Origin of the sequence: Streptomyces sp. NBC_00557 (genome assembly GCF_036345995.1) — a bacterium.
Taxonomy (GTDB): Bacteria; Actinomycetota; Actinomycetes; order Streptomycetales; family Streptomycetaceae; genus Streptomyces.
Window position 1 is genome coordinate 534,346 of the sequence record NZ_CP107796.1, and the last position, 15,454, is coordinate 549,799.

General features: G+C 75.1%; 1 protein-coding gene. It reads right to left on the reverse strand.

The window, feature by feature from the left end; translation table 11 throughout:
• Window positions 1-176: 176 nt before the first annotated feature.
• The gene (locus OG956_RS01865) at window positions 177-15,308 is read right to left on the reverse strand and encodes a type I polyketide synthase (RefSeq protein WP_330336143.1); all 15,132 of its coding nucleotides are present in this window, start codon (window positions 15,306-15,308) and stop codon (window positions 177-179) included.
• Window positions 15,309-15,454: the final 146 nt, after the last annotated feature.

Consider the following 15,454-nt stretch of genomic DNA (forward strand, 5'->3'; position numbering starts at 1 on the left):
GACGCCGCCGGGGGCCGCCGGAGCTACGGCCCGGTCGGTCCCGACGGTCCGGCGGCCTCGTCGGGCGCGTCGGACTCGGTCCCCCGCCCGGCCCGGCGGACGTGCCGCTCGGGAGCCCGGCCGAAGTGCCGGACCGGCACCCGCCGGTCCGGCGCTTGCGGTGATCCGAAGGCCCGTCACGCCGAGCCGAACTGCTTGTCGATGAAGTCGAAGAGGTCGTCGTCGCTGGCCGACTCCAGTTGCTCCTCGACCGCCACGACCGGCTCCGCCGCCGGGTCGCCGCCGACCGTGCCGGCCGCACCGCCTGCCGCGCCGACGGCCGCGACCGGCCCGTCCAGGCGGGTCAGCAGGCCGCGCAGCCGGCCGGCGAGCGTGGCGCGGACCGAGTCGTCGCCGGCGATCTCCTCCAGGACGCCCTCCAGACGGTCGAGTTCGGCGAGGACGGGCTGGACGGAGACGGCGGCTCCGGGCGCGGTCTCGTCGCGCAGGTGCCGGGCGAGACCGAGGGGCGTCGGGTAGTCGAACAGCAGCGTGGCCGGCAGTCGCAGCCCGGTGGCGGTGGTGAGCCGGTTGCGCAGTTCGACGGCGGTCAGCGAGTCGAAGCCCATCTCCAGAAAGCCCCGTTCGGCGTCCACGGCGTCGGAGTCGGCGTAGCCGAGCACCGCCGCGGCGTGGTCGCGGACGAGGTCGACGAGGAGGGTGAGCCGGGCCTCGGCGTCGAGTCCGGCGAGCCGCTGCCGCAGCCGCTCCGCGGAACCGGCGCCCTCGGCCGCGGGGGCGGTGCCGGTGCGGCGGCCGGGTGCGGGCCGGACGAGGGACCGCAGCAGGGCCGGTACCTCGCCGTCGGGGGTGCGCAGCCCGGCCGTGTCGAAGCGGGCCGGGACCAGCACCGCACGGTCGGTGGCGACGGCCGCGTCGAACAGCTCCAGGGCCTGCTCGGACGGCATCGGTACGACACCGCCGCGCGCCATGCGCCGCAGGTCGGCCCCGTCCAGCTTGCCGGTCATCGCCGACCGCTCCTCCCACAGGCCCCACGCCAGGGACTGGGCGGGCAGGCCCTGGGCGCGCCGCTGCTGGGCGAGGGCGTCCAGGAAGGCGTTGGCCGCCGCGTAGTTGCCCTGTCCCGCGCCACCGAAGACACCGGCGAGCGAGGAGTACAGCACGAAGGCGCGCAGCCCGGTGTCCCGGGTCAGCTCGTGCAGGTGCAGGGCGGTGTCGGCCTTCGCGGCGAGCACGGTGTCGAGGTGTTCCTGGGTGAGGGACCCGATGACGCCGTCGGCGAGGACGCCCGCCGTGTGGACGACGGCGGTCAGCGGACGCTCGTCCGGGATCGTGGCGAGCAGCGCGGCCAGCGCCTCCCGGTCGGAGGCGTCGCAGGCGACCAGGTCGGCGCGGGCGCCGAGCCCGGTCAGCTCCTCGACGAGTTCCCGGGCGCCCGGGGCTTCGGGGCCGCGGCGGCCGACGAGCAGCAGGTTGCGGGCGCCGTGCCGGGTGACCAGGTGCCGGGCGACGAGGCCGCCGAGCGCGCCGGTGGCGCCGGTGACCAGGACGGTGCCGTCCGGGTCGAGCAGCGTCCCCGCGCCGTCCCCGGCGCCGCCGGTGAGGGTCGTCGCACGGACGAGCCGCGGGACCCGCAACTCGCCCTTGCGCAGGGCGACCTGCGGTTCGTCGAGGCCGAGCGCGGCGGGCAGCGCCGGATGGGACTCCTGGGCGCCGTCCCAGTCCAGCAGCACGAACCGGCCCGGGTTCTCGGTCTGCGCGGTGCGCACCAGGCCCCAGACGGCGGCGGCCACCGGGTCGGGGGCCAGGTCGCCGTCGTGCACGGTCACGGCGTGCCGGGTGACCAGCACCAGCCGGGTCGCGCCGAAGGTGTCGTCGGCGAGCCAGTCCTGCAGCAGCCGCAGTACGTGCCCGGTGGCGCGGCGCACCGCGTCGGCCGTCGCGGGCGTACCGGTGTCCCCGGACAGCGGGTCGGTGTCGTCGCCGAGGCCCGGGACGGCGGCCAGTACGGTCGCGGGGGCCGCGGTGTCGCCGCCGGCGATGGCGCGGGCGAGGGCGGCCGGGTCCGGGTGGTGCGTGACGGCGAGCCCGGCGGCCGTCAGCGCGGCGAGGGCGCCGGGGTCGGCGTCGCCGTTCAGGACGGCCCAGGCGCCGGCGACGCGGGCCGGGGCGGTGGCCGGGGTCACCCAGTCCACCTCGTGCAGATGGCGGGCGGCGGCGCGCCGGTCTCCCAGCCGGCCGGCGTCGGGCAGCGGGCGCAGCGTCAGTCCGGCCACCGTGGCGACGGGCCGGCCGTCGGCCGTGGTGACGCGCAGGGTCACGGCGTCGGGCCCGGTCGGGGTGAGCCGCACCCGCAGCGCCCCGGCGCCGGGCGTGTGCAGGCGCACGCCGGTCCAGCTGAACGGCATGACGGCGGCGGAGGCCGCGGGGGTGAGGCCGACGGTCTGTACGGCGGCGTCGAGCAGCGCCGGGTGCAGCCCGTAGCGGGCGGTGTCGGCGGCGATGCCGGCGGGCGGTTCGACCTCGGCGTAGACGTCGTCGCCGAGCCGCCACGCTGCGGTCAGGCCCTGGAACGCCGGGCCGTAGGCGAACCCGCCCTCGGCGAAGCGGTCGTACAGGCCGTCCACGGTGACGGGTTCGGCGCCCTGCGGCGGCCAGACGGTGAGCGGCGCCTCGGCGTCCGGCGCGGTCTCCGGGGTGTCCGGGGCGAGCCGGCCGACGGCGTGCCGGGTCCAGGGTTCGTCGTCGGTGGCGTCGTCGGGCCGGGCGTGGACGCTGACCTGGCGCGTCCCGTCCTCGCCGGGTGCGCCGACGGTGACCTGGACGTGGACGGCGCCCTGCTCGGGCAGGACGAGCGGCGCCTCCAGGGTGAGTTCGTCGACGGTGGGGCAGCCGACCCGGTCGGCGGCGAGCAGCGCCAGCTCCAGGAAGGCGGTGCCGGGCAGCACGGCCGTACCGGACACGGCGTGGTCGGCGAGCCAGGGGTGGCTGCTCAGCGACAGCCGCCCGGTGAGCAGGTAGCCGTCGCCGCCGGCGAGCGCGGTGCCCGCCGCGAGCAGCGGATGGTCCCCGGCGACGAGGCCGGCCGCCGCGAGGTCGGGCGTCACCGGCTCGGCGTCGAGCCAGTAGCGGGCCCGCTGGAAGGCGTACGTCGGCAGGTCGGCCCGGCGGACCGGCCGGCCGGCGAAGTACCGGGCCCAGTCGGGGCCGGCGCCGTGGACGTGCAGGGTGGCCAGGGCGGTGGTGACAGCGGTGTCCTCGGGCCGGTCGCGGCGCAGCAGCGGCGTGACGACGGCGGCGTCCGGGTCGGTGAGGCAGTCGCGGGTCATGGCGCTGAGCACCCCGTCCGGGCCCAGTTCGACGTACGTGGTGACACCCTGGCTTTCCAGGGTGGCGAGGGCGTCGGCGAAGCGCACCGTGCCGCGCACGTGGCGCACCCAGTAGTCGGCGCCCTCCAGTTCGCCGGGTGCGGCGCTCTCGCCGGTCAGGTCGCAGACGACCGGCACCGCGGGAGCGGCGTAGGCGAGGTCGCGGGCGACGGCGGCGAAAGGCGCCTGCACGGGTTCCATGCGCGGCGAGTGGAAGGCGTGGGACACCGTCAGGCGCTTGGTGCGCAGTCCGGCCTCCCGCCACGCCTCGGCGAGTTCCTCGACGGCCTCCTCGTCACCGGAGACCACCACGGACGCCGGGCCGTTCACGGCGGCGACGGCCACCCGGTCCTCGTAGGTGCGCAGCGCCTCGGCGACCTCGGCCTCGCTCGCCTGCACGGACAGCATGGCGCCGCCGGCGGGGAGTTCCTCCATCAGCCGGCCGCGGGCGGCGACCAGACGGCAGGCGTCGGCGAGGTCGAGGACCCCGGCGACGTGGGCGGCGGCGAGCTGGCCGATGGAGTGGCCGACGACGACGTCGGGGCGCAGCCCCCAGTGTTCCAGCAGCCGGAACTGGGCTACTTCCAGGGCGAACAGGCCGGCCTGGGTGTAGACGGTGCGGTCCAGCAGGGCGGCGTCCGGGGTGCCCGCGGGGGCGAACAGCACGTCCTTCAGGGGGCGTTGCAGCTCCCGGTCGAGTTCGGCGCAGACGGCGTCGAGGGCGTCGGCGAAGACCGGGTACGCGGCGTACAGCTCCCTGCCCATGCCGGGACGCTGGCTGCCCTGGCCGCTGAAGAGGAACGCGGTGCGTCCGCCGCGGCGCCGCACGCCCCGAAGCACACCGGGGGCCTCCCGGCCGTCGGCCAACGCCCGCAGCGCGCCGAGGAGTTCGTCCCGGCCGCGGCCGACGAGGGCCGCCCGGTGGTCGAACGCGGCGCGGCCGGTGGCCAGCGTGTGGGCGATGTCGAGGTCGCTCGCCGCGTCCTGCCGCTCGGGGTCCTCCAGGTGTGCCAGCAACCGGGCGGCCTGGGCCTGCAGCGCGTCGGCGCCGCGCCCGGACAGCACCCAGGGGACCACCTCGCCGGCGGCGGCGGGGACGGTCGCCCCCACCGACGAGGTGGCGTTCTCGTCACCGGCGCCCGCGGGGGCGGCCGGGAGAGCGGTGCTGCCGGTGGCCGCCGGGGTTTCGGCGGGTGGCTCCTCCAGGATGACGTGGGCGTTGGTGCCGCTGATGCCGAACGCCGACACACCGGCGCGGCGCGGCCGTTCGGCGTCGCGGGGCCACTCCACGGGCTCGGTCAGCAGCGCCACCGCGCCCTCGGTCCAGTCGATCCGCGTGGACGGCCGGTCGGCGTGCAGGGTGCGCGGCAGCAGTCCGTGCCGCATCGCGAGGACCATCTTGATGACGCCGCCGACACCGGCGGCGGCCTGGGTGTGGCCGAGGTTGGACTTCAGGGCGCCGATACGCAGCGGCCGGTCCGCGGGCCGGTCCTGGCCGTACGTCGCCATCAGGGCCTGTGCCTCGATGGGGTCGCCGAGGGTCGTGCCGGTGCCGTGCGCCTCGACGGCGTCCACGTCGGCCGGGGACAGGCCGGCGGCGGCCAGCGCCTGCCGGATGACGCGCTGCTGCGCGGGTCCGCTCGGCGCGGTGAGGCCGTTGCTGGCGCCGTCCTGGTTGACGGCGGAGCCGGCGAGCACCGCCAGCACCGGGTGGCCGTTGCGGCGGGCGTCCGACAGCCGCTCCAGGAGCACCATGCCGACGCCCTCGGCCCAGCCCGCGCCGTCGGCGTCGTCGGAGAACGCCTTGCAGCGGCCGTCCGCGGACAGCGCCCGCTGCCGGCTGAACTCGATGAAGGTGTCCAGCGAGGAGATCACGGTGACACCGCCGGCCAGTGCCATGCCGCACTCACCGGAGCGGAGCGCCTGGGCGGCCATGTGCAGCGCCACCAGCGACGAGGAGCAGGCGGTGTCGACGGTGACGGCCGGGCCCTCAAGACCGAAGGTGTAGGAGATGCGCCCGGAGGCCACGCTGCCGGCGCTGCCGGTGGCGAGGTAGCCCTCGAAGTCCTTGGGGGCGTGCTGCACCCGGGAGCCGTAGTCGTGGTAGTTGGAGCCGACGAACACGCCGGTGCGGCTGCCGCGCAGCGTGCCCGGGTCGATCCCGGCCCGCTCGAACGCCTCCCACGACGTCTCCAGCAGCAGCCGCTGCTGCGGGTCGACGGCCAGCGCCTCGCGCGGGCTCATCCCGAAGAACTCCGGGTCGAAGTGGTGTGCGTCGTACAGGAATCCGCCGCCGCGGGCGTAGAACGTGCCCGGCCGCTCGGGATCGGGGTCGTAGGCGCCCTTCAGGTCCCAGCCGCGGTCCTCGGGGAAGGCGGACACGGCGTCACCGCCGCGCACCAGCAGCCGCCACAGGTCCTCGGGGCTGCTCGCCCCGCCCGGGTAGCGGCAGCTCATCGCGACGATGACGACGGGGTCCTCGCCGGTCGCGGCCACGGCGGGCACGGCACTGCGTTCCGGCTCCGCTGCGCCGGGTGCGGCGCCGAACAGGTCCTGGTGCAGCCGTTCGGCGAGCGCGGTCGCTGTCGGGTGGTCGAAGACGAGAGTGACGGGCAGCCGCAGCCCGGTGGTCTCCGCGATGGTGTTGCGCAGCGCGACCGCGGTCAGGGAGTCGAAGCCGAGGTCGCGGAAGGCCCGCTCCTCGTCGATCTCCTCCGGCCCGGCGTAGCCGAGCGCCCCTGCGGCCAACGTCCTTACCAGGGTGAGCAGTTCACGGCGCTGTTCCTCGTACGGCAGCCCGGCGAGCCGTGCCGTGACCGCGTTGCCGTCACCGCCGGCCGCCGCGGTGGTCTGCCGGACCGCTTCGGCCTCGCGCACCTCGGGCAGGTCGGCGAGGACACGGGCCGGCCGGTCGGCGTGGGCGTACGCGTAGGTCTCCCACCGGACGTCGGCCACCGCCAGCACCGGTTCGGCGCCGAGGACGGCCTGTTCGAGCGCGGTCAGCGCCGACTCGGGATCCATGGCGGGCATGCCGGTGCGGGCCAGCCGCTCCCCCGTCTCGCCGGCGGCCAGACCGCCGCCGCCCCACGCGCCCCACGCGATCGACGTCGCGGGCAGCCCGTCGGCGCGCCGGGCGCGGGCGAGCGCGTCGAGGAAGGCGTTGGCGGCGGCGTAGCTGCCCTGTCCGGGCCCGCCGAGGGTGCCGGCGAGCGACGAGAACAGCACGAACGCCGACAGGTCCAGGTCCCGGGTGAGTTCGTGCAGGTGCCAGGCGGCGGCGGTCTTCGGCCGCAGCACGGTCTCGGCGCGCTCCGGGGTCAGTCCGTCCAGCACGCCGTCGTCCAGGACACCGGCCGCGTGGACGACCGCGGTGAGCGGCCGGTCCTCCGGTACGGCGGCCAGCAGCGCCGCCAACTGCTCCCGGTCGGCGACGTCGCACGCCGCCACGGTGACCCGGGCGCCGAGCCGCGTCAGCTCCGCCTCCAGCTCGGCCGCACCGGGAGCGTCCGGCCCCCGGCGCCCCACGAGCAGCAGGTGCCCGGCGCCGTTGCGGGCGAGCCGGCGCGCCACCTGGGCGCCGACGCCTCCGGTGCCGCCGGTGACGAGCACCGTACCCTCCGGCGCCCACGTGGCGGGCGTGGCGTCGGGCCGCCCGGCCCGCACCAGCCGCCGTACGAAGAGCCCGGTGCCGCGCACGGCCAGCTGGTCCTCGTCCGGCGTCCCCGCCAGCGCGGCGGCCAGCCGGGTTCCGGTCCGCTCGTCGAGTTCCTGCGGCAGATCGACCAGCCCGCCGAACCGCTGCGGGTACTCCAGCGCCGCGATCCGTCCGAGCCCCCAGGCCTGCGCCTGCACCGGCGCGGTGAGCCGGTCGGCGCGGCCCGTGGACACGGCGCCCCGGGTGCCGATCCACAGCGGCGCCGCGACACCGGCGTCCCCGAGCGCCTGCAGCAGCGCGGTGGTGAGCGCGAGTCCGCCGGGCAGCGCACTGCCGGTGGAGTACGGCGACTCGTCCAGCGCCAGCAGCGACAGGACCCCGGCGGGGGCGGCGAGCCGGCCGTCGGCGTTCAGCGCACCAGTGAGCAGCGCGGTGAGGCCGGCCCGGTCGGTGCGGGCGGCGACGCTCAGCGTCGTCACGCGGGCGCCGTGCCGGGTGAGGGCGTCGGCGACGGCGGCGACGAACTCGGCGTCGGCGGCCTCCTCGTCGGGCACCACCAGCAGCCAGGCACCATCCAGTGCGACCGGCCGGGAATCGCGTCCCACCGGCTTCCAGACGACCTTGTACCGCCAGCTGTCGACCGCCGACCGGGCGGCCTCGTCCTTGCGCCACCGCGACAGGGCGGGCAGCACCTCGGCCAACGGCTCGCTGTCCGCCAACTGCAGCGTCCCGGCGAGCGATTCAAGGTCCTCACGCTCGACCGCCTCCCAGAATCGAGCGTCCACGGTGTCCGAGGCGACGACAGCGGTGGCGGGTGCGGTCTTCTCGAGCCAGTAGCGGCGGTGCTGGAAGGCGTACGTCGGCAGCGCGATCGTACGGCCGCCCTGACCGGCCAGCACCCGCGTCCAATCGACGGGGACACCCCGCACCCAGGCTTCCGCGAGAGAGGTCAGGAAACGGGCGGTGCCGCCCTCCTTTCGGCGCAGGGTGCCCACGACCACGGCGTCCGGGGCGGCCTCCTGCACCGCCATCCCCAGCACCGGATGCGAGCTGACCTCGACGAACGCCGAGTAACCCTGCTCAGCGAGACCCTGGACCGCGTCGGCGAACCGCACCCGCTGGCGCAGGTTGCGGTACCAGTAGCCGCCGTCCAGCCGAGCCGTGTCGACCAGGTCCGCCTCAGTGGTGGAGAAGAACGGCACCTCGCCCGTGCGCGGAGCAACCGGGGCGAGAACCCTCGCGAGTTCGTCCTCGATGGCCTCCACATGCCAGGTGTGCGACGCGTAATCCACCGGAACGCGACGGGCACGGATATCGGCGCCCTCGCAGTGAGCCATCAACTCGTCCAACGCGTCCGCATCGCCCGCCACGACCACGGACGACGGCCCGTTGACCGCGGCAATGCCGATGCGCCCGGTCCACTGGGCAACGAGGTCTTCCACCTGCCTCAGAGGCAGCGGCACGGACACCATGCCCCCACGGCCGGCGATCGCCCGGATCGCCTTCGACCGCAGCGCCACAACCCGCGCACCATCCTCCAACGCCAGACCGCCCGCCACCACGGCAGCGGCGATCTCTCCCTGCGAGTGACCGACGACGACGGACGGCTGGACCCCGCAGGCACGCCACACCGCCGCCAGCGACACCATCACCGCCCACGACACCGGCTGCACCACATCCACATCAGCCAGCTCACCGCCGCCACGCACCACCTCACTCAGCGACCAGCCGACATACGGAGCAAGAGCCCGCTCACACGCCTCCATCGACTCAGCGAACACCGGCGAGGCATCCCACAACTCCCGCCCCATACCAGCCCACTGCGCCCCCTGACCCGGAAACACGAAGGCGACACGATCGGCGGCGCCACCGGCCACCGCGCCGCGCACCACCCCCGCGGCCGACACCGCACCCGACGCCAACTCACCCAGCAGGGAGCCCACTTCACTCGTACCGGCGCCGAGCACCACGGCACGGTTCTCGAACGCGGTCCGCGTCGCCGCCAGCGACCACGCCACATCCACCGGCCGCAGACTCTCGTCCGCCGACTCGGCGAAAGCAGCCAGCCTGCCCGCCTGCCCGGCAAGACCCTCCTGGCCGCGGCCCGACACCACCCACGGCACCACACCGCCGGCCGCGAACACGGGATCCGGCGCGGGCCGTTCCTCGGGCTCCGGCGCTTCGGGGGCCTCCTCCAGCACCACATGGGCGTTGGTCCCGCTGACGCCGAACGACGACACACCGGCCCGGCGCGGACGCCCCTCGACGCGCGGCCACTCCACAGGTTCGGTCAGCAGCGACACCGCGCCCGCCGACCAGTCGACGTGCGGGGTGGGCTCGTCCACGTGGAGGGTCCGCGGCAGCACGCCGTGCTGCATGGCGAGGACCATCTTCATCACGCCCGCCACACCGGAGGCGGCCTGGGTGTGGCCGATGTTGGACTTCACCGAGCCGAGCCACAGCGGGTGTTCGGGGTCGCGGCCCTGGCCGTAGGTGGCGAGCAGCGCCTGAGCCTCGATGGGGTCGCCGAGGGTGGTGCCGGTGCCGTGTGCCTCGACCGCGTCGACGTCGGCCGGGGACAGGCCGGCCTTGGTGAGGGCGGCGCGGATGACCTGCTGCTGGGCGGGGCCGCTGGGGGCGCTGAGCCCGTTGCTGGCGCCGTCCTGGTTGAGCGCGGTGGAGCGGATGACGGCCAGCACCGGATGCCCGTTGCGCCGGGCGTCGGACAGCCGCTCCAGGAGGACCATGCCGGCGCCTTCGGCGAGGCCCATGCCGTCGGCCGCCTTGGCGAAGGCCTTGGAACGGCCGTCGCGGGCGACGCCGCGGGTGCGGGCGAAGCCGATGAACCCGATGGGCTCGACCATGACGGCGACACCGCCCGCGAGGGCCATGGAGCACTCGCCGGAGCGCAGCGCCTGCACGGCCATGTGCAGGGCGACCATGGAGGACGAGCAGGCGGTGTCGATGGTGACCGCGCTTCCCGCGAGGCCGAGAGTGTAGGCGATGCGGCCGGACAGCACGCTGGTGGCGCTGCCGGTGACGATGTGGCCCTCGACGCCCTCGGGCAGGTTGTCCAGCCCGCCGAAGCCCTGGTTGGCGGCGCCGACGTAGACGCCGACGGGGGTGCCGCGCAGGCTCTCGGGGAGCAGTCCGGCGCGTTCGACGGCCTCCCAGGAGGTCTCCAGCAGCAGCCGCTGCTGGGGGTCCATGGCGATCGCCTCGCGCGGGGAGATGCCGAAGAACGCGGGGTCGAAGTCGCCGGCGTCGTAGACGAAGCCGCCCTCGCGGGCGTAGCAGGTGCCCTCGCGGTCGGGGTCGGGGTCGTAGAGGGCGTCGAGGTCCCAGGCGCGGTCGTCGGGGAAGACGTCGATGACGTCGCGGCCCTCGGCGAGGATGCGCCAGAGTTCCTCGGGGCTGTTGGCGCCGCCCGGGTAGCGGCAGCTCATCGAGACGATGGCGATGGGGTCGTCGTCGGCCGCGGGCGCCGCGACTGCGGCCGGTGCCGGAGCGGCGGCCGGGACGGGCAGGGCGTCGGAGGAGGAGCCGACGAGTTCCTCGCGGATGTGCCGGGCGAGAGCGGTGACCGTGGGCCGGTCGAAGATGACGGTGACGGGCAGCCGCAGTCCCGTGGCGGCGTTGAGCCGGTTGCGCAGCTCAACGGAGGTGAGGGAGTCGAAGCCCAGTTCGCGGAAGGCGCGTCCGGTCTCGACGCTGTTCGGGCTGCTGTGCCCGAGCACGCCCGCGACCTGGCCGCGGACCAGGTCGAGCACGGCCTGTTCCTGGTCGTCGGCGGACAGGCCGCGCAGCCGGGCGAGGAGTCCGGCGCTCTGCGTGTCCGGGACGTCCTGCCGCAGGCGGTCCTCCTCGGCGCGCAGCAGCTCGGCGACCTCGGGCACCTCGGTGAGCAGCGGGCGCCGGCGGGCCGCGGTGAAGACGGGGACGAAGCGCTCCCAGTCGATGTCGGCGACGGCGATGAAGCACTCGTCGCGGTCGAGGACCTGCTGCATGGCGGCGACGGCGAGCGCGGGGTCCATGAACGGGATGCCGCGCCAGCGCAGTTGCTCCTGGACGACGTCGAGGCCCATGCCGCCGCCCTCGTCGCTCCAGATGCCCCAGGCGATGGAGGTGCCGGCCAGGCCGCGGGCCCGGCGGTGCTCGGCCACCGCGTCGGCGTACGCGTTGGCCGCGGCGTAGGCGCCGTGGTCGCCGCTGCCCCAGACGCCGGCGACGGAGGAGAACACGACGAACGCGTCGAGGCGGTCGTCGTCGAAGAGCGCGTCGAGGTTGGCGACGCCGGAGAGCTTGGCCTCCGCGCCGTCGGCGAACTCCTGCAGGGTCGTGGTGGCCAGCGGGATGAGGATGCCGACGCCGGCGGTGTGCACGACGGTGCGGATCGGGGGCCCGTCGGCCTCCACGCGCTCCACGAGCGCGGCCAGGGCGTCCCGGTCGGCGATGTCGCAGGAGGCGATGGTGACGCGGGCGCCCAACTCGCGCAGTTCTGCCTCGAGTTCGGCGGCGCCGGGCGCGTCCGGGCCCCGGCGGCTGACCAGCACCAGGTGCTCGGTGCCGTTGCGGGCGAGCCAGCGGGCGGTGTGTCCGCCGAGGCCGCCGGTGCCGCCGGTGATCAGCGCGGTGCCGCGCGAGGTCCAGGTGCGCTCGGCACGCGCGGTGCCGGCGGGCGTGCGGACCAGGCGGCGGATGAGAACGCCGGTCCGGCGGACGGCGAGCTGGTCCTCGGCCTTGGCGTCGGCCTCCGCCTCGGGGGTCGCGAGGATCGAGCAGAGCCGGGCGGCCGTACGGTCGTCGGGCGTCTCGGGCAGGTCGACGAGCCCGCCCCAGAACTCGGGGTGTTCCAGCGCCGCGACCCGGCCCATGCCCCAGGTGCCGTTCTGCACGGGGTTGCGCAGCGGGTCGGCGTCACCGGTGGTGACGGCTCCGCTGGTGGCGAGCCACACCGGGGAACGCAGCCCGGTGTCGGCGCACGCCTGGATCAGCGCGAGTCCCGCGACCAGGCCGGCGGCGAGTCCCGGCTGCTCGGGGTGCGGGCGTTCGTCGAGCGCGAGGAAGGACAGGACGCCGGCGAACGCGTCGGCGCCGCTGTGCCGGGCCGTCTCGGTCATCAGGGCGGCCAGCCGCTCCCGGTCCGTGTCGGCGGCGTCGACGAAGAGGGGGGCGGTCTGGGCGCCGTGCTCGGCGAGCCCGTCCAGGCAGACCCGGACCAGCTCGGAACCGGCGTGGCTCGCGGGCACGACGACGAGCCAGGTGCCGGTGAGCGTCCCGGCGGGGCGGTCGGCGGCCGGACGCCAGGCGATGCGGTACCGCCAGGAGTCGATGGTCGTGGAGGCCCGACGCCCGCGCCGCCAGGCGGACAGCACGGGCAGCGCCTGCGCCAGCGCCTCCTGCCCGTCCTCCTCGGCGACGTCGAGCGCACCGGTCAGCGCCTGGAGGTCCTGCCCCTCGACGGCCGCCCAGAACTCGGCGTCCGCCGGGTCCTCGGCCGCACCGCCCACCGTGACGCCCTGCGGCGCCGCGGGCTCGAACCAGTAGGGACGGTGCTGGAAGGCGTACGTCGGCAGCGCGACCGTACGACCGCCCTGACCGGCCAGCACCCGCTTCCAGTCCACCGGGACCCCGCGCACCCACGCCTCGGCGAGAGACGTCAGGAAGCGGGAGGCACCGCCCTCGTTGCGGCGCAGGGTACCCACGACCACGGCATCCGGGGCGGCCTCCTGCACCGCCATCCCCAGCACCGGGTGCGAGCTGACCTCCACGAACGCCGAGTACCCCTGGTCAACGAGGCCTTGGACGGCGTCGGCGAAACGGACCCGCTGCCGCAGGTTGCGGTACCAGTAACCGCCGTCCAACCGAGCCGTGTCGATCAGCTCCGCCTCGGTGGTGGAGAAGAACGGCACGTCACCAGAGCGCGGACTCACGGGAGCCAGCACACGGGCCAACTCCTCCTCGATGGCCTCCACATGCCAGGTGTGCGAGGCGTAATCCACCGGAACGCGCCGGGCCCGGACATCAGCGCCCTCGCAGTGAGCCATCAACTCGTCCAACGCGTCCGCGTCACCGGCCACGACCACGGACGAGGGCCCATTGACCGCGGCAATGCCGATGCGGCCCTGCCAGCCGGTGAGCAGTTCCTCGGTCTGTTCCAGAGGCAGCGGCACGGACACCATGCCACCCCGGCCGGCGATCGCCCGGATCGCCCTCGACCGCAAGGCAACAACCCGCGCACCATCCTCCAGCGACAACCCGCCCGCCACCACCGCAGCGGCGATCTCCCCCTGCGAGTGACCGACGACGACGGACGGCTGGACACCACACGCACGCCACACCGCCGCCAGCGACACCATCACCGCCCACGACACCGGCTGCACCACATCCACATCAGCCAGCTCACCGCCGCTGCGCACCACCTCGCTCAGCGACCAGCCGACATACGGAGCAAGAGCCCGCTCACACGCCTCCATCGACTCAGCGAACACCGGCGAGGCATCCCACAACTCCCGCCCCATACCAGCCCACTGCGCCCCCTGACCCGGAAACACGAAGGCAACACCGTCGGGTACGGCGTCGAAGGTGCCGGTGATCGCACCGGGTGCCGTGCCGTGAGACGCCAAGGCGCCCAGAGTGGCGCCGAGTTCGGGGCGGTCGGTGCCGAGGACGACGGCCCGGTGCTCGAAGGCGGCCCGGGTGGCGGCCAGGGACCAGGCCACGTCCACGGGTCGTACGGTCTCGTCGGCCGACTCAGCGAACGCGGCCAGTCGGCCCGCCTGCCCGGCAAGACCCTCCTGACCGCGGCCCGACACGAGCCAGGGCACGATGCTGCCCGCGGTGAACACCGCCGGCGTCGCGGTGCCGTTGCCGGGTTCGGTCTCCTCGGGGGCCTCGGGGTCGGGCTCGGGGGCCTGCTCCAGGACGACGTGGGCGTTGGTGCCGCTGCCGCCGAAGGAGGAGACACCCGCGCGACGCGGCCGGCCGGTGTCGGGCCAGGGCTGGTTGTCGGTGAGGAGTTCGACGGCGCCGGAGGACCAGTCGACGTGCGGGGTGGGCTCGTCCAGGTGCAGCAGCTTCGGCAGGACGCCGTGGCGCATGGCCATGACCATCTTGATGACGCCGGCGATACCTGAACTGGCTTGGAGATGGCCGATGTTGGCTTTGAGGGAGCCCATGCGCAGGGGCTGTTCGCGGTCCTGGCCGTAGGTGGCGAGCACCGCCTGGGCCTCGATCGGGTCGCCGAGGGTGGTGCCGGTGCCGTGGGCCTCCAGGGCGTCCACCAGGTCGGGGGTGAGCCGGGCGTTGGCCAGCGCGGCCCGGATGACACGCTCCTGCGAGGGACCGTTGGGCGCGGTCAGACCGTTGCTCGCACCGTCCTGGTTCACCGCCGAGCCCCGGATCACCGCCAGCACCGGATGACCATGGCGCCGGGCGTCCGACAGCCGCTCCAGCAGCAGCACACCGACACCCTCACCCCAGCCCGTACCGTCCGCACCCGCCGCGAACGGCTTGCACCGGCCGTCCGGCGCCAGCCCCCGCTGCCGGCTGAACTCCACGAAGTTGCGCGGACCGGCCATGACCGTGGCGCCGGCGGCGAGGGCGAGGCGGCACTCGTCCTGGCGCAGGGCCTGTACGGCGAGGTGCAGGGCGACCAGCGACGAGGAGCACATGGTGTCGACGGTGACGGCGGGCCCCTCGAAGCCGAGGGTGTAGGCGATGCGCCCGGAGAGCACGGCGCCGGAACCGCCGGTCAGCATGTGGCCCTCGACCCGGTCACGGGCGTGGGCGGCGGCGGCGCCGTACCCCTGGTCGCTGCTGCCGACGAAGACGCCGGCCTTCTCGCCGCGCAGCGTCCCGGGGTCGATACCGGCCCGCTCGAGGGCTTCCCAGGAGGTTTCGAGCAGCAGGCGCTGCTGCGGGTCCATGACGGTGGCCTCGCGCGGCGAGATGCCGAAGAAGGCGGGGTCGAAGTCGGCGGCGTCGTACAGGAAGGACCCGGAGCGGGTGTAGCTGGTGCCCTGGTGCTCGGGGTCGGGGTGGTACAGGTTCTCCAGGTCCCAGCCGCGGTCGGCGGGCAGCTCCGAGACGGTGTCGACGCCCGCGACGAGCAGGTCCCAGAAGTCCTCGGGAGTGTGGGCGTTCCCGGGGAAGCGGCAGCTCATCGAGACGATGGCGATGGGCTCCTGCTGGCGGGCCTCGACTTCCTGGAGGCGCCGGCGGGTCTGCCGCAGGTCGGTAGTGACCAGCTTGAGGTAGTCGCGGAGCTTGTCCTCGTTAGCCATGAACGTCATCAGTCCCTAGAGCAGGCCCGAAGGCTTGGAGTCACCCGTACGGCGTTGGCAACGGGCAGGTCGGTGGGAATCGTGCGGGGGCGGGCGGTGGGTGGTGTGCGGCTGAAGGCCGGACGGGCCGCGGGGGGCTTCGGCCC

Coding starts and splice junctions, on each gene's coding strand:
- OG956_RS01865 (WP_330336143.1), bottom strand. CDS start 15,308: ATGGCTAACGAGGACAAGCTCCGCGACTACCTCAAGCTGGTCACTACC.